Origin of the sequence: Microbacterium galbinum (genome assembly GCF_023101185.1) — a bacterium.
Classification (GTDB): Bacteria; Actinomycetota; Actinomycetes; order Actinomycetales; family Microbacteriaceae; genus Microbacterium; species Microbacterium galbinum.
This window is the reverse complement of the sequence record NZ_CP078077.1, coordinates 345,191-369,007: the sequence shown is the minus strand read 5'-3', so window position 1 is coordinate 369,007 and position 23,817 is coordinate 345,191. Positions and strand designations below refer to the sequence as shown.

Below are 23,817 nucleotides of genomic sequence, written 5' to 3'. Positions count from 1 at the left end.
CTACGGGGCGACGATCGTCGCGCTGCGGATGCTCGACACGGGCAGGGTGCGCTCGACGTCGGCCGCTCGATCGCGACCGCGCAGGCGTCCGCCGCCGAGCCCGGTCGCTTCGAGGAGGAGGTCTCGGGTCGATCCGTCGGGCATGCCGACGGTGACGCGCACCACGGCACGCGCGCGGACGGCGGCCTCGAGTTCGCGGTCGAGCCAGGCGGCATCCGCGTCGGGACCCTGTCGGGAGCGCAGGCGGGCGATCAGCGGCGCGTAGTCGACTGTGGCCGTCGCCGGCGCGGACGCCGTTCGCGGCGGATGCCGGTCGCCGATGAGAGGCGCGCCGTCGGCGCCGATGAGCGTGGCCGGGTACCGCGCATCGGTGAGCGCCCAGTACACCGTGTCGCGACCGACCTTGGTGGTGAGAGAGGCGACGTGAGCGGTCAGCCCGAGCGGGCGCAGGCTCTGGTCGACGGCCATCGCGTCGATGAGGTGCCGGTCGTCGCTCTCGATGCGCGTGCGTCCGGTCTCGTCGTCGGTCGAGACGCGCACCAGCCCGTGACGCTGGGCGGTCTGGGCGATGAGGTAGGCGAGCGGCTGCGGGATGCCGGTCAGCGAGATACCGCCGAGGAAGTCGAGGATGCCCTGTTCGCTCTCGCCGACGACGAAGGCGTGCGCGATCGACTCCGCGGTGAAGCGGTAGGAGGATGCCTGCGCCGCGGATTCGCGAGCGGCGATCGTGCGCAGCCGCACGTCGAGCGCGGGGGCGAGGGGGCCGGGGGCGATCGCCGTGAGGTCGTTCTGGAGGAAGATGCGATCGACTTCGGCGGGCAGCAGGACGCTGAGCGCCGAGGTGTCCGCGGGGGCTCCCTCGCGCAGCGGCGTCGCCCACGCGGGCTCGCTGCCGTCTCCGGCGACGAGTCCGAGCAGTCGGGCCGTCTCCCGCAGCGCGCGGCTGCGGTCGGGCCAGGCGGGATCCCACGGGTGCGCGTCGATCCAGGCGTCGGTGGCAATCCATCCGCCGCTCGGGGTGCGCACGCCGCGCGGAAGAACGTCGCGGAACGACGTCGCGAGTCTCGTCCAGCGATCGGATGCGGAGGAGCGCAGCCAGCCGTCGCCGTCCGCGGTCACGCGCAGTCGACGCTCGGCCGCGGTGGCGAGCTTCGCATCGACGGCGATCGACACGAGGGCGTCCACCAGGTCGACCGCGATCCCCGCCTCGGCGAGCTGGCGCTTCTCCGCGGCGCTCACGGTGCCGCCCGCGAGGAGCGAGAACGGGGCATCCCGGGTGATCATCAGCAGGTCGGCGAGGACGGCGACCGTGGTGAAGGCGCGCTCGGCGGCGTGCGCCGACGCCGCAGGGTCGGAAGGGTGCGGCGCCGATGCGTCGAGCGGTGCGGGGGCGGGGCGACCCTCGAGCGCCGTCGCGAGCTCAGGCCAGGTCGAGCCGTCGGCGGTCAGGAGCGCGAGGGCGTCGAGGGCCTCGCGCTGATCGCCGGCGTCGCCCGTACCGTCCGCACGCAGCAGGGCCGCCGCCTCATCCGAGGTCAGCCGGGGCAGCGCCTTGGCCAGTGACGACGGATCGAGCAGGGCCTCGGCGGCGTCGAAGAAATCGTGCCACCCGGGGTCGGCGCGCACACCGCGCGCGGCGAAGAGCCGCGTGAGGTCGTCGTCGCCCGCCGCAGCCAGGCGATCGGCCAGCGGTCGTGCGTGCGTACTCATGACGAGGCCGCCCTCAGGGTCGCGATGCGCGACCCTTCCGGATGAAGCTCATGGTCAGCAGCGTGATGATCATCGCGAAGGCGAGGGGGAGCCCCCAATAGGGAATGAACGCGATGACGGGCCAGGCGCCGTGGCCGAACGCCTTCTGATCCATGCCGAGCGCGGTTCCGATGATGATCGCGAAGAAGCAGATGACGGATGCCGCGGCGATGCCGAGCGCCGTGAAGGCCAGGATGCGATCCACTCGGCGGATCGGAACATCCGGCTGGGAGTTCTGCGTGCTCATCAGTCTCACCCTACCCGCACCGGGGCCTTCGAGATCTCGCGGCCGGTGACCGGTAGGCTGGAGGGGGTCGCGCACGTGCGCGGCTGTCTTGTTCTGCACCGATTCAGCGAGGTTTCTCCCATGCCCACCGGCAAGGTCAGGTTCTACGACGAAGACAAGGGCTTCGGCTTCATCGCATCCGATGACGGCCAGGACGTCTTCCTGCATGCGTCGGCGATGCCCGCCGGCACCGCCGTCAAGGCGGGCGCCCGCGTCGAGTTCGGCGTCGCCGACGGCAAGCGCGGTCTGCAGGCGCTCTCGGTCCGCGTGCTCGAAGCGCCGGTGAGCCTCGCGAAGGCCAAGCGGAAGCCGGCCGACGACATGGCGATCATCGTCGAGGACCTCGTGAAGCTGCTCGACGGCATCGGCGGCGATCTGCGTCGCGGACGCTACCCGTCCTCCTCCCACGGCCGCAAGATCGCGGCCGTCCTGCGCAAGGTCGCTGATGACCTCGAAGCCTGACGCCGACGAGCGTCTCATCGGAGCCCACGATCTCGCGGTCGCCGCACTGCGCGAGATCACTCCCGCGAACACCATCGGCCCCGCTGCCGGCTTCCTCCCCGAGGAGGACGGCTCGGTCTCGCTGCGCTTCGAGAACCGCCTCGCCGGCTATCCCGGCTGGTACTGGATCGTGACGGTCGCACGGGTCGACGACGAGGACCCGACGGTGCTCGAGGTCGAGCTGCTGCCCGGCGACGGTGCGCTTCTCGCACCCGAGTGGGTGCCGTGGGCCGAGCGTCTCGCCGACTACCGTGCGCACCAGGTCGAACTGGCCGAGCAGGCCGCAGCCGCCGGTGACGATTCCGGCGCGGCGGTCGACGGTGCCGTCGAGGACGAGAGCGACGACGCGGACGACGATCTCGACGACGACGATCTCGACGACGACGAGCCGGACATCCTCCACGCCGGGGATCTCGACGGTGTCGACATCGACGAGCTCGACGAGGAGTCTGAAGATGAGGAGTCGGAGGACGAGGAGTCGGAAGATGACGACTCGGAAGAAGACGATTCCGACGAGGAATCGGATGACCATTCCGACGACGACGACGATTCGGACGAGGACTCCGACGACGAGGAGTGATCCTCCCCGGCATCCGGGAGGGGCGCGGGCTCAGGGCCCGCGCCCGCACCTCAGGAGGCGGTGTTCGCGAGCACGAAGTCGATCGCGCGGGTGAGCTGGCGCACGTCGTCGGGCTCGATGGACACGAAGGTCGCGACGCGCAGCTGATTGCGCCCGAGCTTGCGGTACGGCTCCGTGTCGACGATCCCGTTGGCGCGGAGCGTCTTCGCGATCGCCGCCGCGTCGATGCTGTCGTCGAAGTCGATCGTGACGACGACGGGGGAGCGGTGCGCCGCCTGCGTGACGAAGGGTGTCGCGACCGAGGAGGCCTCCGCCCAGTCGTACAGCACACCGGAGGACTCGGCGGTGCGGGCGGCGGCCCAGCTCAGGCCCCCGTTGTCGAGGATCCACCGCAGCTGGCTGTCGAGCAGGTGCAGGGTCGTCAGCGCCGGGGTGTTGAGCGTCTGGTTCAGACGCGAGTTGTCGAGCGCGTTCTTCAGGCTCAGGAACTCCGGGATGTACCGATCGGATGCCGCGATCCGCTCGATCCGCTCGATCGCCGCCGGCGAGGCGACGGCGAACCACAGCCCGCCGTCGGACCCGAGGTTCTTCTGCGGCGCGAAGTAGTAGAGGTCGGCCTGCGTGGCGTCGAAGTCGATGCCGCCCGCGGCGCTGGTCGCGTCGATGACGGTCAGTGCCCCCTCGGAGGCGACGCGCTCGACGGGAACGGCCACGCCGGTGGAGGTCTCGTTGTGCGGCCAGGCGTAGACGTCGACGCCGTCGACGATCTGCGCGGTCGTCGCCGATCCGGGCTCGGCCTTGCGCACGTCGGGGGCGTCGAGCCAGGGGGCTCCCGCAGCTGCGGCGAACTTGCCACCGAACTCGCCGAAGACGACGTTCTGGCTGCGACGCTCGATGAGGCCGAAGGCCGCCGCGTCCCAGAACGCCGTGGACCCGCCGTTGCCGACCAGGATCTCGTATCCCTCCGGCGCACGGAACAGGGCGGAGAGCTGCTCGCGCACGCTGCCCACGAGGTTCTTCACGGGTGCCTGGCGGTGCGAGGTGCCGAGGATCGACGCTCCCGCGGTCACCAGGGCCTCGAGCTGCGCGGGGCGCACCTTCGAGGGTCCGCAGCCGAAACGGCCGTCGTCGGGCAGGAGGTCACGCGGAATCTCGATCGCCATGCGTAGATTCTACGGGGGCGCGCAGGGCGTGTTTCACCGTGCGCGAGCCCGATGTCCGCGCGGGAATGTAGGCTTGCCTAAGAACCTCGGAGGGCCAGAACATGACGGATCTGATCGACACCACGGAGATGTACCTCCGCACCATCCTCGAACTCGAGGAGGAGAACATCGTTCCGCTGCGTGCGCGCATCTCCGAGCGCCTCGGCCACTCGGGTCCCACGGTCTCGCAGACCGTCGGCCGGATGGAGCGCGACGGCCTGGTGATCGTCTCCGAGGATCGCACGCTCGAGCTCACCGATGCCGGCCGCCGCAAGGCCGTCGACGTGATGCGCAAGCATCGCCTCGCCGAGCGCCTCCTGTCCGATGTGATCGGACTCGACTGGGCGTTCGTGCACGAAGAGGCCTGCCGCTGGGAGCACGTCATGAGCGAGCAGGTCGAGCGTCGCCTCGTCGAGCTCCTCGGGCACCCGACCGAGTCGCCCTACGGCAACCCGATCCCCGGTCTCGACCAGCTCGGCGACCTTCCGGCGCGCACCTTCGACGAGGGCGTCATCGGCCTCGTGCAGAAGCTGAATGCGGCGGGTGAGCCGATCGACGGCACCGTCCGTCGCCTCGCCGAGCCCGCGCAGGTCGACCCCGAACTGCTCGAGCAGCTGCGCGACGCGGGCGTCATGCCCGGTGCGCGCGGCGACTTCCGCTTCAACGAGGGATACGTCCTGATCCAGATGGAGGGCAAGGACGACGGACTCGAGCTTCCCGTCGAGCTGGCCTCGCACATCTTCCTCGTGGGGGAGCCTGCCTGAAAATGGCTCCTGAACTGGCTCTCCGAGGATTGCCAGGTTCACAGGGTGACATGATCGTTATCTTCCGGTAACCTCGGTCGAGTCGTCCGCGAAGCCCGCAGACGATGAATCGCGTCGGTTGCCTCCCAGGCTCGTCGTCGACGCGGTGAGAAACGCACAACGTACCCGAGATACACACGTGCCACGAGAGCAGAGTGCCGACGAGTCAGCGCTACCCGAGCGCGCAGGCGCTGGAGGATGTTTTGGTCGCAGACAACGAATTGCCCGTGAAGAAATCTGAAGACCGCGCTGTCGCCCGCCGTACCGGTGGGAAGAATGGCACCCGCTCCATCGCGAAGCCGATCCGGTCGGTCGCCATCTTCGGGGCAGTCGGTGCTCTGGTCGCCGCCGTCGCTCTGCCCGCCTACGCCGCCACCAAGCCCGCAGAGGCCGCCACCACTGTCCAGCAGCTCGCCGCCGTCGACGCGCAGTCGCTCGTCGTGGCATCCGAGGCCACTGCAGCTCCCCTCGATCGCGGAACCTTCACGGCGACCACGCCGGAGGAGATCGAGAAGAAGAAGGCCGAAGAAGCCGCCGCCGCACGTGCCGCTGAGGCGGCGAAGGCCGCCGCTGCCAGCACCAGCACCAGCTTCAACACCGCGGGCTACGCGCTCGTCGCGCCCGGGTCGGGCGAGGTCCGTTACCCGCTTCCCCTCGGCTCCTGGAACGTCAGCCGCACGGTCGGCGGCGGTCACAACGGTGCCGACATGCTCGCCCCCGCGGGCACCCCGATCTACGCGGCCGCTGCCGGCGTCGTGCGCGCCTCGGCCGAGAGCATCGGCGGATACGGCGTCTGCGTCATGCTCGACAGCGTCATCGGTGGCCAGCGCGTGCAGACCACGTACGGCCACATGATCTACGGCTCCCGTATGGTGCAGCAGGGGCAGACCGTCGAAGCCGGCCAGCTCATCGGTTACGTCGGCAGCACCGGTCGCTCGACCGCCAACCACCTCCACTTCGAGGTCTGGGTCAACGGCGGACTCGTCGAGCCCATCGGTTGGCTCGGCGCCAACGCCGGCTGACCTTTCTTGAGCCGCTCGGCGGGGCGATCGCTGGGCGAACACGCCCGAACGTTCACCGGCTGTTTCGCCCTGCACCGTCCGTAATGGGTTAGCCTGAACCCGTCGTCGAACTGACGGGAGAAGCCGATGGACACGCAACCGAGTATCCGCACCATGGATGACCTCGGTCGTCACGTCCTCCGGCATTGCCCGCAGGGACGCCGCGGTTCTTCCGCGCGCAGAAGGCGCTGTCTCTAGACAGCGCCTTTTTTCGTCTCTGCGATCATTCCTCCGCCAGCACGACGTCGTGTGAGTCGAGAGTGCCGGGAAGCCGTCCCGGCGGATCGAGAGGATGACGAATGCGCACACTTGTCCTGAACGCGGGCTACGAGCCCCTGGCGATCGTGTCGTTCAAGCGGGCCCTCGTGCTCGTGATGAACGACAAGGCCTCCGTGATCGAACGCATCGAGGGGGACCCCGTCTGGGGGAGCCGCGGTGCCTACGACCGCCCGGCGGTGATCATCCTCTCGCGTTACGTGCGCGTGCCGAACAGCAGACGCGTGCCGGTCACGCGTCGCGGCGTGCTGCGCCGCGACAATCACCGCTGCGGCTACTGCGGCAAGGCGGCATCGACCATCGACCACGTGATGCCGCGTTCGCGAGGCGGAGCCGACTCGTGGGAGAACCTCGTCGCCTGCTGCCTGCGCTGCAACAACGTGAAGAGCAATCGCACACCGCAGGAGATGCGCTGGGAACTGCGGTTCGTTCCTCGGCCACCGCACGGCACGGCATGGACCGTGCGCGGCACCGAGCGCAGCGACCCGCGGTGGGAGCCGTACCTGGCGCTGGCGGCCTGACCGCGAGCGACAGGCGCGACTCGGAACGGATCAGAGGAAGTAGTCGAGCGCGAGTTTCGCGAGGATGCCGATCGAGCCGAGCACGATCCCGATGATCGCCATCGTCGTATGGGCACCGCTGGTGGGAAGCCCCTGACGACGTGCGGTCGACTGCGTGCGGAGGGTGAACACGCCCATCCCGATGCCGATGAATCCGGCGATCCAGGGCAGGACGATGATCGAGACCGCTCCGGCGACGACCGAGATGATGCTGCTGGTCTGCGGTGACGTCTGCTTCCGACCGGCGGGTACGGGGGCCTGGCCGGGGTAGCCGTAGGGCGCGACCTGCTGCGGGGGCTGGACGGGTTGCGGCGGCGTTGCGTACTGCGGTGCGACCGGCGGCGCATACTGCGGCGCGGGCGGCGGCTGGTACCCGAGCGGGCTCGCGGTGGGTGCCGGGGGAACGGGCGGCACCGACGTAGCCGGCGAGACCGGGGGTATGCCCGCGTCCGGTGCCGGCGGCGGAACGTACGGGTTCTGTGTCGGATCGGTCATCGTCGTGTCCCCACTCGTCGTCGGATGATCATCGGTGCCCTCGACAGGATTCGAACCTGCGACCTGCCCTTTAGGAGAGGGCTGCTCTATCCTGCTGAGCTACGGGGGCCTGGAATCCAGTCTAGCGACCGGATACGTCAGGCCCCCGAGGCTCGGCAGAGACTCAGTCCAGGCCCCGGCGCCAGAGCTTCGACGGCCACCAGATCTTCTTGCCGATGTCGTAGGCGAGCGCGGGCACGAGCAGCGACCGCACGATGAACGTGTCGAGCAGCACCCCGAACGCCACGATGAACGCGAGCTGCACGAGGAAGAGGATGGGGATCACCGAGAGCGCGGCGAACGTCGCGGCCAGCACGAGGCCCGCCGAGGTGATGACGCCGCCCGTGATCGACAGTCCGCGCAGCACACCCTCGCGCGTGCCGTGCGCCAGGGATTCCTCGCGCACGCGCGTCATCAGGAAGATGTTGTAGTCGATGCCGAGGGCGACGAGGAAGACGAAACCGTAGAGCGGCACGGCGGGGTCCGCCCCGGGGAAGTCGAAGATGCCGTTGAAGACCAGAGCCGAGACGCCCATCGCGGTGCCGAACGACAGCACCGTGGTGAGGATCAGGAGCACCGGCGCGAGGATCGAGCGCAGAAGCAGCATCAGGATCAGCATGATGACGACGAGGATCACGGGGATGATCAGATTGCGATCGTGGATCGACGCGTCGTTCGTGTCGATCGCCGTCGCCGTCACGCCGCCGACCAGGGCGTCGACGCCGGCGAGCTCGGTACGCAGGGAGCGGACGGTCTCGGCCGCGGCATCCGAATCGGCGGCGTCGGTGAGCGTCGCCTGCAGCAGCACCTCACCGTCGACGACCGTCGGATCGGGGGCGGCGGTTCCGGGAGGGCCGACCGCGACGATGCCATCGGTCGTCACGCTCGCGGTTCCGCTGGGGGAATCGGATGCCGTGACCGCGACGCTGTCGACGCCGTCGTTCGCGAGCAGCACGTCTGCGGCATCCTGCAGGGAGTCCTCGGCGACGATCACGTAGGCCGGGCTGCCCGAACCGCCCGGGAAGTGCTCACCGAGCGCCGCCTGGCCGTCGCGCGCGTCGGACGCGCCGAGCACGAGATCGGACTGCGGCACGCCCACCGCGTTGAGCTGAGTGATGCCCGCGGCGCCGGCGAGCAACACCAGCGTCGTGACGATCCAGATCACACGCGGGCGACGGGTGATGACTCCCGCGAGGCGCGCCCAGAGGCCCGTGGTGCGCATGCCGTGCTCTTCGGCGACGACCTCCGGCTCGAATCGCGGCCGCCGCGGCCAGAACACCGCGCGGCCGAAGAGCAGCAGCAGTGCGGGCAGCAGGCTGAGCGCCGCGAGCATCGCGAAGACGATGCCGATCGCCGCGACCGGACCGAGGGTGCTGTTCGACTTGAGATCGCTCAGCAGCAGGCACAGCAGACCCGCGATCACCGTGCCGCCGGAGGCGACGATCGGCTCGAACGACCCCTTCCACGCGGCCATGACCGCCGTGCCCTTGTCTTCCGCGATGCGCAGTTCCTCGCGGAAGCGCGCGACGAACAGCAGCGCGTAGTCGGTCGCGGCGCCGATGACGAGGATGAAGAGGATGCCCTGGGTCTGCCCGCTCAGCAGCAGGACCTCGAACTTCGCGAGCCACCACACCACCAGCAGAGCGACGCAGAGCGCGAAGAGGCTGGTGGAGAGCACCACGAGCGGCAGCAGGAACGAGCGGTAGACGAGCACGAGGATCACCAGAACGGCGAGGAGCGCGACGCCCAGGAGGAGTCCGTCGATGCCCGCGAACCCGGCGGCGAGATCGGCGGTGAATCCGGCGGGGCCGGTGATGTACACGCTGACGCCGTCCGGGGCGGAGGCGCGCAGCTCGTCGCCGAGCTCGGCCGTGACGTCCTTCAGCTCGGCGTCTCCACTGATCGGGATGAACGCCTGCACCGCGTATCCGTCGTCGGAGACGAGCGCGGGCGAGACGTCGTCGGCGATGCCCTCGAGCGAGGGGGTGTCGGCGACGGCGTCCGTGATCGCGGAGATCTCGGCATCCGTCAGCGTCGACTCGGAGGTGAAGACGGCGATCGCGGGGATCTCATCGCTGTCGCGGAAATCGCCCAGCAGCTCCTGCACCTGGGTGGCGTCCGCCGACTCGGGGAGGTAGGTGGTCTGGTCGTTGGAGGAGACCTCGTCGACCTTGCCGAAGAGCGGGCCGCCGAGCGACGCGCCCACGAGCCAGACCAGGATGAGGGCGACCGGCAGGAACACGCGCACCCAGGAGTGGCGGCGTGAGCGTTCGCGGATGGTCGGCGTCGTGGCGCGGTCGGATCGGGGCATGGTGAGGGCCTTTCGGGTGGTGCAGGGTCAGGAGACCCAGGCGAGGATGAGGATCATCGTCGCCAGGAAGCCGGCGAAGTAGTTCAGGAAGATGAAGCGGCGCCAGGCTCGGTTGGTCGCGCCGGAGTCCTCATCGCTCACGCGCCACCACGGCGCGGCGTTGATCAGGTAGGGGAGGGCGAGCAGCGCACCGAGCGGTCCCGGCCAGGCCGTCAGCAGCATCAGGATGCCGGCGAGCGCCCACAGGCCCAGCGAGAGGCGCACGGTCGCGGCTGCGCCGATCACGGTCGCCACCGAGCCGATGCCGGCTTCGCGGTCGGGGCCGACGTCCTGCACCGCGCCGAACGCGTGCGCCGCCATGCCCCAGAGGAAGAAGGCCACGAGCACGAGCACGGTGTCGCGCGTGACGCCCGAGCCCGCCAGGGCCAGTCCGACGATCGCCGGGGTCACGAAGTGCAGGCTCGAGGTCACCGAATCGAGGAACGCGCGCTCCTTGAATCGCAGACGAGGCGCGGAGTACGCGATCACCGCGAACACGCTGACCGCGAGCCACGCGGTCGACGCGGCGTTGCCCACCACGACGAGGTAGACCAGGAACGGGATGTTCGACACCGCCGCAGCCCACAGCGTCGGGCGGTGCATCCGCGGGGCGAGGAGCGCACCCTCGATGCCCCCCTTGCGCGGGTTCGCGAGATCCGAGGCGTAGTCGAACACGTCGTTGATCCCGTACATGGCGAGGTTGTAGGGGATCAGGAAGTACACGAAGCCGATCACGACGGTGAGGTCGAGTTCGCGCGTCGTGAGCAGGTAACCGGCGGCGAACGGGAACGCGGTGTTGATCCAGCTGATGGGGCGCGACGAGAGCAGGATCTGCCCCAGGTCGCGGGCGAGCGACGGGCGGGCGGCGGGTGCGGTCATGCGCGGGTCCTCTCAGAGGAAGGAGCGTCCTCCGGGGCGGTACGCCGCGAGCGGAGCGCAGACCACAGCGCCGGCAGCAGCAGAGCGCCGGCGAGCGGATACGCGAAGTCCTCGATCGGGGCGAGGCCGATGTGCACGCCGAGCAGCTGCGGCCCGGCGTAGTGGAAGAGTTCGCTCGCGATCATGATCGTGTCGAACACCGCCGTCAGCGTGAGCATCACCAGGACGGTCAGGGCGACGGCACCGGCATGCGGACCTCGACCGCGAGCGAGGAGCGTCAGGCCGATCGCGATCACCACGGCGGCGCCGAGGAACCACGCGGCGAGCTGCAGGTAGGTCATCGCGCCTCCTCGCTCGGCACCGGGCGAGCGCGGCCGTGGGTGAGCAGGCGCACCGCCCCCGTGTAGACGACCATCGTGCAGATCACCAGGAACGTGAGGAAGACCGGCTCCTCGAGCGGCATCTCGGGAGCGATCACGATGCCCGTCGCGATCGCGCCCTCGCCCCGGTAGAAGATGCCGGTGACGATGCCGAAGACGTCCCAGATCAGGAAGAACGCCAGACCCGCGATCGTGACGACGGTCGCCGCGATCGCATCCCGCCAGAAGAACAGTCGGAAGCGCCGGTCGAGCAGCAGCATGCAGCCCGTCGAGACCAGCAGGGCGGCCAGGTACACGAAGCCCATCAGCGCCCCGTCGATCCGCGGGGAGTGCGCGCGGGCTCCGGAAGGGGGCCGGCGGAGTGATCGCCGCGGATGCGCTTGAGCACGATCTCCGCGCTGATCAGGCACATCGGCACACCGACGCCCGGCGCCGTCGTCGCCCCCGCGTAGTAGAGGCCGCGCACCCGCTTCGAGGCGTTCTGCGCGCGGAACATCGCGCTCTGCGACAGGATGTGCGCCGGCCCCAGCATCCCCCCGCTCCACGAGTGGTAGTCGTCGCGGAAATCGGCCGGTCCCTTGGTCTCGCGCACCACGATCCGCTCTCGGAGGTCGGGGATGCCCGCCCACGTCGAGACGAGGTCGATCGCGGCGTCGGCCGCGCGCTCGATCGTCGCCGATCCGGTGCCGTCGGAGCCGCCGTGGCCGAGGTCGGGGTCGGCGGGGACCGGCACGAGGATGAAGAGGTTCTCGTGACCGGCCGGGGCCACGGCGTCGTCGGTCGCGCTGGGGCGGCAGACGTACGTCGAGGCGGGGGAGGGGATGCGCTGCTCGGATCCGAAGATGGCGTCGAAGTTCGCGTCCCAGTCGTCGGTGAAGAACAGGGAGTGGTGCGGCAGCTCGGGGAGCGCACCGCGCACGCCGAGCATGACGAGCACCGCGCCGGGGCCGCTCGTGCGTCGGCTCCACCAGGACTCGGGATAGCTGCGCTGCTCGGCGGGCAGGAGCGCGGTCTCGGTGTGGTGCAGATCGGCGCCGGAGACCACGATGTCGGCGTCTTCGACGTGGCGTTCGCCGGCGGCATCCGTCCATTCCACGCCGGTCGCGCGCGTCGCCCGACCGCGGCCGGTGGTGCGGATGCCGGTGACCTCCGCCTCGGTCACGATGCGCGCGCCCGCGTCGCGGGCCAGCGCCTCGATGCGCAGAGCGACGCCCCAGAAACCGCCCTGGGGGTAACTGACGCCCTCGTCGAGGTCGAGCGCGCTCATGAGGTGGTACATCGCGGGGGCGCTGCGCGGATCGGTGCCGAGGAAGACCGCCGGATAGCCGAGGATCTGCCGGAGCAGCGGATCGCGGAACCGTCGGCCCGCGAAGGACTGCAGGCGCGTGCCCAGGAGGGAGAACAGCCGCGGAGCAGCGCGCAGCACTTCTCCGGTCGTCAGCGTCGTCAGCCGAGTGAACGGGTTGTAGAGGAAGTACTTCTCGGCCATCGAGGTCGCGTGGTGGGCCGAGTCGAGGTAGTCGGACAGCGCGCTCGCCGCACCCGGCTCGCGCGACTCGAACAGCCGGGAGACGGCGTCGCGCCCCGCCGGCACCGTCACCTCCGAGGTCGCCGCATCGCCCTGCGGCTGACGGAACACGCGATAGCCGGGGTCGAGCGGCACGAGGTCGAGCTGTTCGGCGGCCGACGTGCCCATCATCGCGAACCAGTGGTCGAAGACCTCAGGCATCAGATACCAGGAGGGGCCGGTGTCGAAGCGGAAGCCGTCGCGCTCGATGCTGCCCGCGCGCCCGCCGACCTGTGCGTTCTTCTCGAGGACGAGCACCTCGTGGCCGTCGCGTGCGAGCAGGCCCGCCGTCGCGAGTCCTGCGACGCCGGCGCCGATCACCACCACCCGGCTCATCGGGGCTCCACCGCGGTGACGAGCACGGAGCGTGCGGCGAGCACTGCCTTGAGCGGGTCGGGCACGCGCACGCGCCGTCGGTAGAGGTCGTCGACGGGGGTCTTCGCGACGCGTCGGGTGAGCGCGGCGAACAGGGCGAGCGCGCTGCGCACGGCGGCGCGCGCATCCTTCGGGAGGAGCGGGATCGAGGCGCGGGCGTCGTCGAGCTGGGTCTCGACGGTCGCGACCCAGGTGTCGCGATCGGCGTCGGTGAGGCGCTCGGCCGTGCCGAGATAGCTGCGGCGCAGACGATCGGTGTCGTCGGCGAGGTCGCGCAGGAAGTTCACGTTCTGGAACGCGGCGCCGAGCTGGCGTGCGCCGTGCTCGAGCGTCTCGAGCTGCGCGGGCGTGCGCTCGGCGTCTCGCAGGAACACGCGCAGGCACATCAGGCCCACCACCTCTGCGGATCCGAACACGTACCGTGCGTGGGCGTCGGCGTCGTACGCCGCCGCCGCGTCCGCCGAGGGAATGTCGGCGCGCATCGAGTCGAAGAACGGCTGCGTGAGGTCCTCCCCGATGCCGCACGCGCGCGCCGTCTGCGCGAAGGCGTGCAGGATGAGGTCGCTGCTGTACCCCGTGCGCAGAGAGCGGTGGGTCTCGGCGATGTACGACGTCAGGGCGTCGGCCTGCGCTCCGGCGTCGAGCCCCGCCTCGGCGGCCACGCCGTCGACGATCTCGTCGGCGATCCGCACCATCGCGTAGATGTTGCGGATGTGCTGGCGGTGGCGGGGGCCGAGCAGCTTGGTCGCCATGCCGAACGACGTGGAATAGGCGCGGATCACGCCGGCGGTGGCGATCTCGGCGGTCCTGCTGAACCGGCGCAGGGATTCGTCGCCGCCGGGCGCGGACGATGCGGTCACGATGCGCGCCCCTCGATGCGCGCGATCAGGGTGCGGATGCTGTCGATGACGTCGCCCGAGACGATGTGCGCGGACTCGATGTCGACCGCGACCGCGGATGCCGCGGCGAGCTCATCGGCGACGAGGCCCTGCACGAATCGCTCGGCCCCGCAGTCGCGCAGGTGCTCGCGGATGCGCACGGCCTCGTGCTCGTCGAGCATCGTGGAGCCGAAGTGCTGCCGGATGTGGGGCCAGGCGGTCGTCATCCGCGCATAGGCGATGATGGCCGTCTCCTTGCCCTCGCGCAGGTCGGAGAACGCATCCTTGCCGTGCACCTCGTGATCGCCGAACACGCAGAGCAGGTCGTCCTGGAGCTGGAAGGCGAGTCCGAGATGACGGCCGATCGCCGCCAGGTCGTCTTCGAGCTCGGTCGAGGCGCCGGCGAGGATCGCCGCCGCCCGCAGAGGGAGCGAGAACGAGTAGGTCGCGGTCTTGTAGGTGCTCATCTCCAGGATCGTGCGGAGGTCCGGTTCGATGATCCCGTCGCCCAGGCCGACGTCGATGTGCTCCCCGGCGACGGTCTCGACGATGGTGTGCTCGATGAGGTCGAGCAGGCGCAGACGTGCGGCGGTCGAGACGCGGGCGCGCGCGAAGCCGAGAACCGAGGTCGCCAGCAGCAGGTCGCCCATGAGGATGGCGCTCGAGCGCGCCCAGTGCAGCTCGGAATCCTCGCGCGCCCGGCCCGTGGACGCCGCGAGGGTGCCGATGAGGTTCGGCTGCCGGCGACGCACGAGGTCGCCGTCGATCACATCGTCGTGCAGGAGGAAGGCGTAGTGGAGCAGCTCGACCTCTGCGGCGATCTCGATGGCTGCTGTCTGGTCGACCTCCGAACCGGATGCCGACAGCGCTCGGTGCGCGTCGAGGAGCAGGCGAGGACGGATCATCTTGCCGCCCATCGCGTGCGCCGCGGCGGCACGCCAGAGCGCGGCGAACGGTTCTCCGTAGTTCTCGGCGGCGGAGCTGCGCTCGGCGAAGCGTTGCCGGAGGGCATCCTCGACGCGGGTGCCGAGTTCGTCCTGAGTCGCGACGGAAGCCATGATCAGAGTGCTCCGCTCTCTCGGAGCAGCGGAAGCTGCTCGACCAGCCAGGGGCTGAAGGCGAAGGGGGTCCCGGCGACGGCGGCGGCGATGTCGGCGGCATCCGCCCACGCCCATTCCGCGACCTCGTCCGGTCGGGGGGAGAGGTCGCCGTCGAGTCGGGCGACGTAGACGGGGCACACCTCGTTCTCGACGATGCCGCTCGCGTCGACGGCGCGGTAGCGGTAATCGGGGAGCGCGGGCCGCAGATCGACGACGCGCGCACCGAGTTCTTCGTGTGCTCGGCGGTGCACGGCATCCGCGATCGCCTCACCCGGGCGGGGATGCCCGCAGAAGCTGTTCGTCCACACGCCGGGCCAGGTCTTCTTGGCGAGCGAACGGCGGGTGAGCAGAACCTGTCCGCGCTCGTTCAGCAGGTGGCAGGAGAAGGCCAGGTGAAGAGGGGTGTCGGTGGTGTGGACGTCGCTCTTCGGCAGGGAACCGATCGCGGTTCCGTTCTCGTCGAGAAGGGTCACGTCGTCCATGGCGTCCTCTGCAGGTCATTTCACTAGCTTGGCGAGTAATTAACTTAGCATGAAATAGATCGTTGTGTAACATGATCGCATGGACACTGCACCCGGCACTACCCCGAAGACGGGGGCGCCGGTCGACGGTACGCGAGCGGATGCCGCGGCCGACGGGCTCAGCCACGCCGCGATCTACGACGTCGAGGCGAGCGACCCGCGCAGTGCACTCGTCGATCGCTCGGGGGTCGCGCCGGAGGACCTGCAGCAGATCGCGCTCGTGATGGGAGCGCTCGGCGAGTTGCGCGAGGCCGAGCAGAAGCTGTCCCGCGCCTCGCGTCGCTACATGCAGCTCAACGAGACCGACATGCGTGCCCTGCATTACCTCATCGTGTGCGCCAACCGGCACGCGATCGCGACCCCGGGCGGCATCGCGCAGCACCTTGCGATCTCGACCGCGTCGACCACCAAGCTGCTCGACCGCCTCGAGAAGGGCGGTCACATCGTGCGCTCGCCCCACCCGACCGACCGCCGGGCGCTCGCGATCACGATCACCGAGGAGACCCGCCACGCGGCGATGCAGACCGTGGGGCGTCAGCAGGCGAAGCGGTTCTACGCCGCGGCCAGGCTCACGCGCGAGGAGCGTGCGGTCGTCATTCGCTTCCTCGAGGACATGACGCAGGAGATCGCCCTGCCCGATGAGGCCTGGGTCACCGAGCACGACGAATGAAGGCTCCCCCGGAGGAGAGCCTTCATTCGTGGTATTCGTGCGCGATCAGTGCGCTTTGTTGTATGCCTCGATGACGGGTGCGGGAATTCGTCCGCGCTCCGAGAGCGAGTATCCGTTGTCATTCGCCCAGGCGCGGATGGCCGCGACCTCGGGGTTGCGCGCGGGTCGCTTACGGGCGGAACCCGAAGAGCTGCGCGGGGAGCTCGCGGAACCCGCACGACGCCCGGCGGAGATGTAGGGCTCGAGGGCTGCGCGTAGTTCCGCGGCGTGCTCCGAGTTCAGATCGATCTCCCACGCGGTGCCGTTGAGGGAGAAATGAACGGTCTCTCCCTCGCCGATCTCCAGAACGCTGCCGTCGATATCGTCGACCAGTTGATGCACAATTCGTCTCGCCATGGAGTGAACATTACTCGCCGAATCTAATTGCGGCAATCAATTGGACGGCGATTCCTTTTGCATACAGGAGTGAATGCAAATGGAATTCCGGTGTGATTTAGGCGATCACGGCAGGAGCCCCGCCCGCCGGGCTCGAGCGACAGCGGAATGCCGGGTCGATGCGTCGAGCTTCGACATGGCGGTGCCGAGGTATGCCTTGACGGTCCCCTCGCGGAGGCCGAGCTGCGATGCGATCTCGGCATTCGTCGCCCCGAGCGCGGCGCACGAGAGGACATCGGTCTCGCGCGGCGAGAGGCGGACCACGGACGACGGGCCGGTCGCGGTCGTCGTCTGCTCACCCGAGAGGGCGAGCAGACGCCCCTCGACGCGAGCGAGCCGGGCGCGCAGCTCGTCGTCGTCGATCGACGCGGCGATGCTGCGCAGATCGGCGAAGGACTCACGCAACTGCTCCTGTTGACCGGCCGGCAGGGGGGTGGATGCCGGGGCGCCGGCGCGAAGTCGGCGTTCGACCTCCTCGCGGATGCGCAACTCGTCGGCGACCGATTGCGCGACCTGCATGGCCGGGGCGGTGGTGATCCCGCCGATCTGCTCGTCGTCCCAGGCGCCTGCGTAGAGCACGCCGCGGGATCGTCCCGCGACGACGATCGGAACCGCCAGGAGTGTGCGCAGCCCTTCGCCGAGCACGAAGATGTCGTAGTCGTGCGTGATCTGCTGCGAGGACCCGTAGTCGCTGGTCATGCGCGGACGGAGCTCCATCATCGCTCGCCCTCCGAGTCCTCGCTCGGGTCGAACACGCAGGCCGTCGAGACTGCGGGTGCGGTTGCCGACGATCGTCGTCACGTGCACGACACCGTCATCGAGGAGGCCGCCGAAGGCGACCGGGAACCGGGTGCGGCGGGCGAGTTCCCGCACGGCGCGGGCGATGAGCTCGGTGTCGGATTCGGTTCCGGTCGGAGTGCTCACGGCCACCTGCCTTCCGCGCGACGGCGCCGTTCCCGTCACGCGGTGAGATTACCACCGGCGCCCCTCCGGCGCGGATCCCGACGGCCTACTCGGCAGGACCCGCGCCGATCCTGTGGCGCTAGACGCTCCGCCCGCCCGATTCGAGGTCGAGGAGGAACCGCTTGCGCTCGGGGTGCGCCCCGTAGTGACCGGGAGAGCCGTCGGAGCGGATGACGCGGTGCACGGGCACGATGATCGAGAACGGGGTGATGCGGCAGGCCGATCCCACGGCGCGGGCCGCGCCCGGGTGGCCGGCGAGGACGGCGACCTCCCCGTAACTCAGGGTCTCGCCCCACTCGATCGTTCCGATCGCCTCGAGGGCGCGTCGAGGGAAGCCGTCGACGAGGCGCCAGTCGAGAGAGAGGTGCTCGTCGAACCGGATCGGCGCGCCGTCGAAGTAGCGGTCGAGGAGGTCGGCCAGCTCATCGGCCGCACCCGGGTCGGGCTCGGGCACCGCCCGCAGCTCCCGGGCGACGTTCTCGAGGAGCCACGGGACCGAGGGGTCTTCCGACTCGGACAGATCGAAGCGCACGATGCCCTCCTCGGAGAACACCGCGAGCGCATCGCCGAAGGGCGTGGGGGCGAAGTCGTAGCGGAAGGTCATGCGTCCATCCTGACGCCCGGCGATCGCCTGCCGTGAGGGCAGGTCCACGGACGGGGGAGAGTCGCTCTCGAAGGGTGGCGGTGCAGAAGGAGTTCGCCGCGGCATCCGCGACCGGAATTCCGCGAAACCCGCCCGGGATACCGGGCCTCGCGCCCGGCGCGCTTAGTGTGTGAGTTGTGTGGCGACGGGAAGGCAAGACGGTAGAAGACACGGGAGCAGCGCTCGCCGTGACCCTCAGCGACCTCCGGTCCTCGTCGACCGGCGTCATCGTGACCCACGCCGCCGAGGGCGAGCGCTCGCGACTCCGTAGTGAAGCCGCCGATCTGGGTGGCCCCTCGCCGCTGACCAGCTTCCGCGACGGGGCCGAGTCCGGTATCGACATCTCCAAGGCGCATCCCGGCAGTCTCCCGCAGTTCATCACCGGAAAATCGACGCTACTGTCGAACCTCTTCCGCGACGAGGTCGGTCTGCGCACCGCGCGACTCGCCGCCGAGCGGATCACCGCGAAGAACACCGAGCTGCGCACCGTGCGCGGCATCGAGGCCGTGCACCTCGCCGTCGGCGTCGCCCGCTGGCGGATCGGGGGCGCGTTCTTCGCCGCCCCCGTGCTGCTGCGCCCGCTCGCGATCCGCCGCCACCACTCCGACTACGAGCTGAAGCTGCAGGGGGCGTTCGAGGTCAATCCCGAACTCGTCCGCATCGCCCGCGAGCACTTCGGCATCTCGATCGACGCGTCGACCCTGGCATCCCTCGCCTACGACGGGGGCATCTTCAAGCCTCAGCCGGTCATCGACAGCCTGCGTGCGATCACCCGCACGATCGACACCTTCTCGGTCGAACCGCGCCTGGTCGTGTCGACCTTCGCCGACGTCGCGGGCTCCATGTCGCGTGACACCCGAACGCTCGACCACCAGGTGCTCAACGCCCTCGCCGGTCACGTCGGCGACCGCGAGCGGGTCAGGGCCCCGCGGGCCACGCCGCACTTCACCGGGCCGGACGACCGCGCGCCGGCGTCCGACACCCTGCTGCTCGATGCGGATGCCGAGCAGGAGGCCGTGCTCTCGCGGATCGCTGCCGGCCACTCGCTGACCGTCGCGACGCTGCCCGGCACCGGCGGCACGCAGACCGTGATCAACGCGCTGGGCGAGCTCGTCCGGGCGGGGAAGCGCGTGCTCGTCGTCTCGGCCCGCCGCTCGACGCTCGACGGAGTCCGCCACCGCCTGGCCGGGATCGGTCTCGACAGCCTCGCGATCTCGCCGGTGAGCGTGCGTCGTGACCTCGTGCGCGCCATCGGTCGCAACGAGAAGGCGAGCGCTCCCAAGGTTGGAGAGGTCGACGACGCGCTCGTGCGCCTGCGCACCGTGCTCCGCGACTACCGTCACGCGCTCACGTCTCCCGTGCCCGGGATGGATGCCTCCGTGCTCGAGGCGACCCGTCACCTCACCCGACTCGCCTCTCTGCCCACCCCGCCGTCGACCACGGCGCGACTCAGCAACGAGTCCCTGCGGCGTCTCGCCGGCGATCGCGGGCCGGCCGCCGCCGCCCTCGCGCAGGCCGCGCGTCTCGGGGAGTTCCGCTTCGGCCCCGACGATTCGCCCTGGTACGGCGTCACCTTCGCCACGACCGAGGCCGCACGCGCCGCGCACGAGCTGGCGGGCCGCCTGCACTCCGACAGCGTTCCGGCGCTGCTCGAGCGGGGCTACGAACTCATCGCCCAGACCCACATGCGCCCGTTCTCGACCATCGACGAGCTCGGCGACTACCTGCGGCTGCTCGAGGGCATCCGCGACTCGCTCGACCGCTTCAGCCCGACCGTGTTCGAGCGCCCGCTGGGCGAGCTGATCCAGGCGCACGGGTCCCGCCGCGATGCACCGGGGATGTCGTCGGCGAACCGTCGGCGGTTGCGCCGCCTGGCGAAGGAGTACGTGCGCCCCGGTGTGCACGTCACCGAGATGCACGAGGCGCTGTTGCGCATCCAGACCCAGCGCACGCAGTGGCAGCGTTGCGTCGATGCGGGCGTCGCCCCCGAGATCCCGCTGGGTCTCGGCGAGGTCGCGGCCGCGTGGCAGCGCGTCGAGGCCGAACTCGCCGAACTCGACGCGGCCCTCGGCCGACGTGAACCGCTGGCGACGCTGCCCGTGGCGCGTCTGGTGCGCACGCTCGCGGGTCTCGCGGCGAAGTCCGATGTCTTCGAAAACCTCGTCGAGCGTGCGGAGCTGCGCGACGAACTCGCCCTCCTCGGCCTCGAGCCCCTGCTCACCGACCTCTCGGTGCGTCACGTCTCCGAGTCGCGCGTGGGCGACGAGCTCGAGTTCGCGTGGTGGCAGTCTCTCCTCGAGCGCGCCCTCCAGGACAACCGCGCCCTCCTCGGCGCGAACACCGCGGTCGTCGATCGGCTCGAGCGCGACTTCCGTCTCGTCGACGAGGCGCACGCCGCGATGGCCGGCCCGCTGCTGGCCTGGCAGCTCGCCAACCAGTGGAAGATCGCGATCGTCGACGAGCCGCAGGAGTCCACGAACCTGCGTCGTGCCCTGACGCAGAGCACGACGACGTCCGCCGAGGTGATCAGCGCCGCCCCGACTCTCGTCTCCACGCTCGCTCCGGTCTGGATCTCCTCGCCGTACCTCGTTCCCGAGATCCCGGACTCCGTCGAGTTCGACGCCGTTCTCCTGGTGGATGCCGCGGCGATCAACCTCGCCGAGGCCGCGCCCGCGATCCGTCGTGCGCGGCAGGTCGTCGCGTTCGGCGACCCGGTGACCCAGCGCCCGTCGCCGTTCCAGATCGCCGTCGACCCCGATGACCTCTGGGAGCCCGAGGTCGAGTTCGACGAGACCTCGGTGTTCGAACGTCTCTCGGAGCTGCTTCCGGTGATGACGCTCACGCGCAGCTACCGCGCCGGGGGAGAAGACCTCGCCGAGCTCATCAACGACGCCTTCTACGGCGGCGAGATCGTGTCGCTGCCCTGGGCCGGGTCGTATCTCGGTCGGGGAAGCCTCACGGTCGACTACGTCGAAGGAGGCACGGGCACGCCCGACCCGATCTCGGGTGCGGTCGAGAGCCCCGACGCCGAGGTCGCCCGCGTGGTGACGCTCGTGGTCGAGCATGCCGTGCACCGCCCGTCCGAGTCGCTCATGGTCGTGACCGCCAGCGCCCGTCATGCCGAGCGCGTGCGCGCCGCGGTCACGGCAGCCTTCGCCGGACGCTCCGACGTCGCCGACTTCGTGGGGCGCGATACCGCGGAGCCCTTCGCCGTTCTCACCCTCGAGCAGTCCGTTGCCGAGAGCCGCGACCGGGTGATCTTCTCGCTCGGCTTCGGTCTGACCAAGCACGGCCGTGTGCTCAGCGACTTCGGCGATCTCTCGACGCCCGACGGCGAGCGGCTGCTCACGGTCGGCATGACCCGCGCGCGCCGTTCCATGGTGATCGTGTCGTCGATCCGTCCGTCGTCCTTCGACGATGGACGCCTCGAGCACGGCGCCGCGACGCTCATGTCGATCCTCGGCGGCCTGGCTGCCCGTGCCCGCGACGCGCGTCTCGAAGACCTCGCCGACCCGTTGACCCTCGCGCTCGCCCGCGAGCTGCGCCGGCTCGGAGCATCCGTCGACGTGGACTACCGCGGTCTGCTGCCGCTAGTCGCGCAGCACGGCGGCAAGGCCGTCGTGATCGAGTGCGATCCGGAATCGCGCGGCGACTCGCTGCGCGAGACCCTGCGTCTGCGCCCGCACGTGCTGCGCCGACTCGGCTGGCACTACGTGCGCGTGCACGCGTTCGACCTCTACAGCGACCCGGCCACGGCGGCGACGCGGATCGCCTCGGTGCTCGGCATCTCGCCGTCGACCGCGCGTGCCGAGAACGACACGCAGCCGCTCGACCTCGATGACGGCGCGAACGGCTGACCGAGCGGATGCCTGAGGATGCCTCTCCGGGGGAGCCCGCATCGGATGCTCCGCGGCAGCGGGTCGAGCGCGTGCCGGGTTCCCGCCGCGCACGCCTGACGCCGGTGGAGGGAAGCGATCCCGACCCCGAGAGCGGTCCCGACTCGGTCGCGAAAGACCGGAAGCGGCGCCCGGACGGCCCCGCGGGTCCCAATGACGACCGCATGATGCAGGACGTCCCGCCCCACTACTGAGCGTCGTGGTGACGCTGCGGAGCGGAACGGGACGTCCGGTGCGGCTGCCTGTGCAGCGAGGGTGTGCCCGTCAGTCGCGGGCGTTGCTCTTCGCGAGCAGGTCGCGGATCTCGACGAGCAGCTCGGCCTCGGTCGCGGCGGCCGGCTCCTCTTCGGGCTGCTCGGCGGACGTTCCCTTGCGGGCCTCGACGTGCGCCTTGAAGGTGTTCATCGGCAGCACGAACACGAAGTACACGACGAGGGCGACCGCGAGGAAGCTGATGACGGCCGAGATCAGGTCGCCGAGCGGGAACGTGACCGTGTCGCCGTAGATGTTGGTGACCTGCGGGCCGAAGCCGCCCATCGCGTCGGCCTTGAAGAAGAGGGCGACGAGCGGGTTGATGACACTGGCGACCACGGCGTTGACGATCGCGGTGAACGCCGTGCCGATGACGACGGCGACCGCGAGGTCGATGACGTTGCCGCGGAGGATGAAGTCCTTGAATCCTTTGAGCATGCGAACCTCCGAGTGGTGGGGAATCAGGATGAGGTCGGGCTCGACGTCGGCGCGGGGGCGCTGGTGGTCGTCGACTCCTTCTTCGATGATGTCGAAGCATCCGATGATCCGCCACTCTTCGCCCGCGAGTCCGTGCGATAGAAGCCGGAGCCGTTGAAGGTCACGCCGATCGACCCGTACTGCTTGCGCAGGGTGCCACCGCACTCGGGGCAGACGGTGAGCGACGCGTCGGCGAAGCTCTGCACGGCGTCGAAGCGGTGGCCGCACGACGTGCAGGCATAGGCGTAGGTGGGCATGGTGTCCTCGGAGGGTCAGCGTCGCGTCTGCGACAGGGAGAGGGTCTGCGTCGGCGTCACGATGCCGTCGACCGGCTGGTCGTGCACCTCGCGAGGCAGGGAGTCGAGTATCTCGGAATCATAGATGACCGCGTACACGGGAGGGCACTTCTCCATCGACCCGATGGTCTTGTCGAAATAGCCGCGGCCCCAGCCCATGCGCATGCCCGAACGGTCGACCGCGGCGGCGGGCACGATCATCAGGTCGACGTCGTTCACCGCGATGGGGCCGAGCACCTCGCCGGTCGGTTCGGGCAGGCCGAAGAGTCCCTCGGCGACATCGTCGTCGTCGTTCGCGACGGCCCAGTCGAGCAGTCCGTCGGCGCGGGTGACGGGGAGCAACACGCGGATGCCGCGGCGCACCGCTCGCGTGACGAACTCACGGGTGCCCGGCTCGGCGGTCGCCGAGAGGTAGCAGGAGATCGACTGGGCACCGAGGCTCTCGACGAGTTCGTCGAGGCGTTCGCCGATCGAGGAGGCGGCGGCATCGCGTTGCGCATCGGAGAGGAGCGCCCGGCGTTCGCGGAGCTCGGCGCGCAGTGCGCGCTTGGCGTGCTCGACCTCGTTCGACATGGCTCAGAGT

The 23,817-nt window shown here is 70.0% G+C and carries 25 protein-coding genes and 1 tRNA gene; 7 read left to right on the top strand and 19 right to left on the bottom strand.

Annotated features, from left to right (window positions below):
* Nucleotides 1-1,710: a helicase-associated domain-containing protein gene (locus tag KV396_RS01865; RefSeq protein ID WP_247956656.1), complete on the bottom strand. Its 1,710-nt coding sequence runs from the start codon at nucleotides 1,708-1,710 to the stop codon at nucleotides 1-3.
* Between the two features lie 13 nt (nucleotides 1,711-1,723).
* Nucleotides 1,724-1,996 (bottom strand): multidrug ABC transporter ATPase, encoded by a 273-nt coding sequence (locus KV396_RS01860; protein WP_247624983.1) that lies wholly within the window; start codon nucleotides 1,994-1,996, stop codon nucleotides 1,724-1,726.
* A gap of 120 nt (nucleotides 1,997-2,116) precedes the next feature.
* Here KV396_RS01860 and KV396_RS01855 point away from each other — a divergent pair, with 120 nt between their 5' ends.
* Both KV396_RS01855 and KV396_RS01850 read left to right on the top strand, forming a co-directional pair.
* Nucleotides 2,117-2,497: a cold-shock protein gene (locus tag KV396_RS01855; RefSeq protein ID WP_247624982.1), complete on the top strand. Its 381-nt coding sequence runs from the start codon at nucleotides 2,117-2,119 to the stop codon at nucleotides 2,495-2,497.
* Nucleotides 2,481-3,116 carry a DUF3027 domain-containing protein gene (locus KV396_RS01850; protein ID WP_247956655.1) on the top strand — a complete coding sequence of 212 codons (636 nt, stop codon included), beginning with the start codon at nucleotides 2,481-2,483 and terminating at the stop codon, nucleotides 3,114-3,116. Before KV396_RS01855 ends, KV396_RS01850 begins: the two co-directional genes overlap by 17 nt.
* 50 nt (nucleotides 3,117-3,166) lie before the next feature.
* Here KV396_RS01850 and serC read toward each other — a convergent pair whose 3' ends face one another.
* On the bottom strand, nucleotides 3,167-4,279 hold the full coding sequence (gene serC, locus KV396_RS01845) for a phosphoserine transaminase (protein ID WP_247956654.1): 1,113 nt from the start codon (nucleotides 4,277-4,279) through the stop codon (nucleotides 3,167-3,169).
* Between the two features lie 101 nt (nucleotides 4,280-4,380).
* Between serC and KV396_RS01840 the strand changes: the two genes are divergently transcribed.
* The 3 genes from KV396_RS01840 to KV396_RS01830 all read left to right on the top strand — a co-directional run bounded on the left by KV396_RS01840 (nucleotide 4,381) and on the right by KV396_RS01830 (nucleotide 6,979).
* Nucleotides 4,381-5,082 carry a metal-dependent transcriptional regulator gene (locus tag KV396_RS01840; protein ID WP_247624979.1) on the top strand — a complete coding sequence of 234 codons (702 nt, stop codon included), beginning with the start codon at nucleotides 4,381-4,383 and terminating at the stop codon, nucleotides 5,080-5,082.
* A 266-nt stretch (nucleotides 5,083-5,348) separates the two neighbouring features.
* The gene (locus tag KV396_RS01835) at nucleotides 5,349-6,143 is read left to right on the top strand and encodes a M23 family metallopeptidase (RefSeq protein ID WP_247634222.1); all 795 of its coding nucleotides are present in this window, start codon (nucleotides 5,349-5,351) and stop codon (nucleotides 6,141-6,143) included.
* 338 nt (nucleotides 6,144-6,481) lie between these two features.
* Complete coding sequence (locus tag KV396_RS01830) at nucleotides 6,482-6,979, top strand: HNH endonuclease (protein WP_247624977.1); 498 nt, start codon at nucleotides 6,482-6,484, stop codon at nucleotides 6,977-6,979.
* Between the two features lie 30 nt (nucleotides 6,980-7,009).
* Here KV396_RS01830 and KV396_RS01825 read toward each other — a convergent pair whose 3' ends face one another.
* From KV396_RS01825 to idi, 10 genes are all read right to left on the bottom strand, one after another.
* Nucleotides 7,010-7,513, bottom strand: a complete 504-nt coding sequence (locus tag KV396_RS01825; RefSeq protein ID WP_247956653.1) for a hypothetical protein — start codon at nucleotides 7,511-7,513, stop codon at nucleotides 7,010-7,012.
* A gap of 35 nt (nucleotides 7,514-7,548) precedes the next feature.
* Nucleotides 7,549-7,622: transfer RNA gene (locus tag KV396_RS01820), tRNA-Arg, on the bottom strand.
* A gap of 54 nt (nucleotides 7,623-7,676) precedes the next feature.
* The gene (locus KV396_RS01815; RefSeq protein WP_247956652.1) at nucleotides 7,677-9,863 is read right to left on the bottom strand and encodes an MMPL family transporter; all 2,187 of its coding nucleotides are present in this window, start codon (nucleotides 9,861-9,863) and stop codon (nucleotides 7,677-7,679) included.
* A gap of 27 nt (nucleotides 9,864-9,890) precedes the next feature.
* The gene (locus KV396_RS01810; RefSeq protein ID WP_247624974.1) at nucleotides 9,891-10,781 is read right to left on the bottom strand and encodes a prenyltransferase; all 891 of its coding nucleotides are present in this window, start codon (nucleotides 10,779-10,781) and stop codon (nucleotides 9,891-9,893) included.
* Nucleotides 10,778-11,122: a lycopene cyclase domain-containing protein gene (locus KV396_RS01805; protein WP_247956651.1), complete on the bottom strand. Its 345-nt coding sequence runs from the start codon at nucleotides 11,120-11,122 to the stop codon at nucleotides 10,778-10,780. Before KV396_RS01805 ends, KV396_RS01810 begins: the two co-directional genes overlap by 4 nt.
* Entirely contained in the window at nucleotides 11,119-11,466 is a 348-nt protein-coding gene (locus KV396_RS01800) for a lycopene cyclase domain-containing protein (protein ID WP_247956650.1), read from the bottom strand. Before KV396_RS01800 ends, KV396_RS01805 begins: the two co-directional genes overlap by 4 nt.
* Nucleotides 11,466-13,064, bottom strand: a complete 1,599-nt coding sequence (gene crtI, locus KV396_RS01795; RefSeq protein WP_247956649.1) for a phytoene desaturase family protein — start codon at nucleotides 13,062-13,064, stop codon at nucleotides 11,466-11,468. Before crtI ends, KV396_RS01800 begins: the two co-directional genes overlap by 1 nt.
* A complete protein-coding gene (locus tag KV396_RS01790; protein WP_247634229.1) occupies nucleotides 13,061-13,963 on the bottom strand; it encodes a phytoene/squalene synthase family protein in 903 nt (300 codons plus the stop codon). Before KV396_RS01790 ends, crtI begins: the two co-directional genes overlap by 4 nt.
* Nucleotides 13,960-15,039: a polyprenyl synthetase family protein gene (locus tag KV396_RS01785; protein ID WP_247956648.1), complete on the bottom strand. Its 1,080-nt coding sequence runs from the start codon at nucleotides 15,037-15,039 to the stop codon at nucleotides 13,960-13,962. The genes KV396_RS01790 and KV396_RS01785 overlap by 4 nt, the downstream gene beginning before the upstream one ends.
* Nucleotides 15,040-15,041: 2 nt before the next feature.
* Entirely contained in the window at nucleotides 15,042-15,563 is a 522-nt protein-coding gene (idi, locus tag KV396_RS01780) for an isopentenyl-diphosphate Delta-isomerase (protein ID WP_247634230.1), read from the bottom strand.
* A 79-nt stretch (nucleotides 15,564-15,642) separates the two neighbouring features.
* On the opposite strand from idi, the gene KV396_RS01775 reads away from it, so the two are divergent.
* On the top strand, nucleotides 15,643-16,272 hold the full coding sequence (locus KV396_RS01775) for a MarR family winged helix-turn-helix transcriptional regulator (RefSeq protein ID WP_247624967.1): 630 nt from the start codon (nucleotides 15,643-15,645) through the stop codon (nucleotides 16,270-16,272).
* Nucleotides 16,273-16,317: 45 nt separating this feature from the next.
* Here the strand turns inward: KV396_RS01775 and KV396_RS01770 are convergent, their stop codons facing one another.
* The 3 genes from KV396_RS01770 to KV396_RS01760 all read right to left on the bottom strand — a co-directional run bounded on the left by KV396_RS01770 (nucleotide 16,318) and on the right by KV396_RS01760 (nucleotide 18,274).
* Nucleotides 16,318-16,668, bottom strand: coding sequence for a histone-like nucleoid-structuring protein Lsr2 (locus KV396_RS01770; RefSeq protein WP_247624966.1), 351 nt, complete (start codon nucleotides 16,666-16,668; stop codon nucleotides 16,318-16,320).
* A gap of 105 nt (nucleotides 16,669-16,773) precedes the next feature.
* Nucleotides 16,774-17,631 carry a LuxR C-terminal-related transcriptional regulator gene (locus KV396_RS01765; RefSeq protein WP_247956647.1) on the bottom strand — a complete coding sequence of 286 codons (858 nt, stop codon included), beginning with the start codon at nucleotides 17,629-17,631 and terminating at the stop codon, nucleotides 16,774-16,776.
* Nucleotides 17,632-17,749: 118 nt separating this feature from the next.
* Entirely contained in the window at nucleotides 17,750-18,274 is a 525-nt protein-coding gene (locus KV396_RS01760) for a methylated-DNA--[protein]-cysteine S-methyltransferase (protein WP_247956646.1), read from the bottom strand.
* Between the two features lie 227 nt (nucleotides 18,275-18,501).
* Here KV396_RS01760 and KV396_RS01755 point away from each other — a divergent pair, with 227 nt between their 5' ends.
* On the top strand, nucleotides 18,502-22,170 hold the full coding sequence (locus KV396_RS01755; RefSeq protein ID WP_247956645.1) for an AAA family ATPase: 3,669 nt from the start codon (nucleotides 18,502-18,504) through the stop codon (nucleotides 22,168-22,170).
* Nucleotides 22,171-22,473: 303 nt separating this feature from the next.
* Here the strand turns inward: KV396_RS01755 and mscL are convergent, their stop codons facing one another.
* The 3 genes from mscL to KV396_RS01740 are packed head-to-tail and all read right to left on the bottom strand — an operon-like array spanning nucleotide 22,474 to nucleotide 23,807.
* A complete protein-coding gene (gene mscL, locus KV396_RS01750; protein ID WP_247624962.1) occupies nucleotides 22,474-22,899 on the bottom strand; it encodes a large conductance mechanosensitive channel protein MscL in 426 nt (141 codons plus the stop codon).
* A 23-nt stretch (nucleotides 22,900-22,922) separates the two neighbouring features.
* Nucleotides 22,923-23,195, bottom strand: coding sequence for an FmdB family zinc ribbon protein (locus tag KV396_RS01745; RefSeq protein WP_247624961.1), 273 nt, complete (start codon nucleotides 23,193-23,195; stop codon nucleotides 22,923-22,925).
* Between the two features lie 15 nt (nucleotides 23,196-23,210).
* Nucleotides 23,211-23,807, bottom strand: coding sequence for a 5-formyltetrahydrofolate cyclo-ligase (locus KV396_RS01740; protein ID WP_247956644.1), 597 nt, complete (start codon nucleotides 23,805-23,807; stop codon nucleotides 23,211-23,213).
* Nucleotides 23,808-23,817: the final 10 nt, after the last annotated feature.

Coding starts and splice junctions, on each gene's coding strand:
- KV396_RS01825 (WP_247956653.1), bottom strand. CDS start 7,513: ATGACCGATCCGACACAGAACCCGTACGTTCCGCCGCCGGCACCGGAC.
- KV396_RS01745 (WP_247624961.1), bottom strand. CDS start 23,195: ATGCCCACCTACGCCTATGCCTGCACGTCGTGCGGCCACCGCTTCGAC.
- KV396_RS01775 (WP_247624967.1), top strand. CDS start 15,643: ATGGACACTGCACCCGGCACTACCCCGAAGACGGGGGCGCCGGTCGAC.
- mscL (WP_247624962.1), bottom strand. CDS start 22,899: ATGCTCAAAGGATTCAAGGACTTCATCCTCCGCGGCAACGTCATCGAC.
- KV396_RS01850 (WP_247956655.1), top strand. CDS start 2,481: ATGACCTCGAAGCCTGACGCCGACGAGCGTCTCATCGGAGCCCACGAT.
- KV396_RS01810 (WP_247624974.1), bottom strand. CDS start 10,781: ATGACCGCACCCGCCGCCCGCCCGTCGCTCGCCCGCGACCTGGGGCAG.
- KV396_RS01760 (WP_247956646.1), bottom strand. CDS start 18,274: ATGACCTTCCGCTACGACTTCGCCCCCACGCCCTTCGGCGATGCGCTC.
- KV396_RS01770 (WP_247624966.1), bottom strand. CDS start 16,668: ATGGCGAGACGAATTGTGCATCAACTGGTCGACGATATCGACGGCAGC.
- KV396_RS01860 (WP_247624983.1), bottom strand. CDS start 1,996: ATGAGCACGCAGAACTCCCAGCCGGATGTTCCGATCCGCCGAGTGGAT.
- KV396_RS01855 (WP_247624982.1), top strand. CDS start 2,117: ATGCCCACCGGCAAGGTCAGGTTCTACGACGAAGACAAGGGCTTCGGC.
- KV396_RS01840 (WP_247624979.1), top strand. CDS start 4,381: ATGACGGATCTGATCGACACCACGGAGATGTACCTCCGCACCATCCTC.
- serC (WP_247956654.1), bottom strand. CDS start 4,279: ATGGCGATCGAGATTCCGCGTGACCTCCTGCCCGACGACGGCCGTTTC.
- KV396_RS01785 (WP_247956648.1), bottom strand. CDS start 15,039: ATGGCTTCCGTCGCGACTCAGGACGAACTCGGCACCCGCGTCGAGGAT.
- KV396_RS01815 (WP_247956652.1), bottom strand. CDS start 9,863: ATGCCCCGATCCGACCGCGCCACGACGCCGACCATCCGCGAACGCTCA.
- KV396_RS01800 (WP_247956650.1), bottom strand. CDS start 11,466: ATGGGCTTCGTGTACCTGGCCGCCCTGCTGGTCTCGACGGGCTGCATG.
- KV396_RS01740 (WP_247956644.1), bottom strand. CDS start 23,807: ATGTCGAACGAGGTCGAGCACGCCAAGCGCGCACTGCGCGCCGAGCTC.
- crtI (WP_247956649.1), bottom strand. CDS start 13,064: ATGAGCCGGGTGGTGGTGATCGGCGCCGGCGTCGCAGGACTCGCGACG.
- KV396_RS01830 (WP_247624977.1), top strand. CDS start 6,482: ATGCGCACACTTGTCCTGAACGCGGGCTACGAGCCCCTGGCGATCGTG.
- idi (WP_247634230.1), bottom strand. CDS start 15,563: ATGGACGACGTGACCCTTCTCGACGAGAACGGAACCGCGATCGGTTCC.
- KV396_RS01805 (WP_247956651.1), bottom strand. CDS start 11,122: ATGACCTACCTGCAGCTCGCCGCGTGGTTCCTCGGCGCCGCCGTGGTG.
- KV396_RS01865 (WP_247956656.1), bottom strand. CDS start 1,710: ATGAGTACGCACGCACGACCGCTGGCCGATCGCCTGGCTGCGGCGGGC.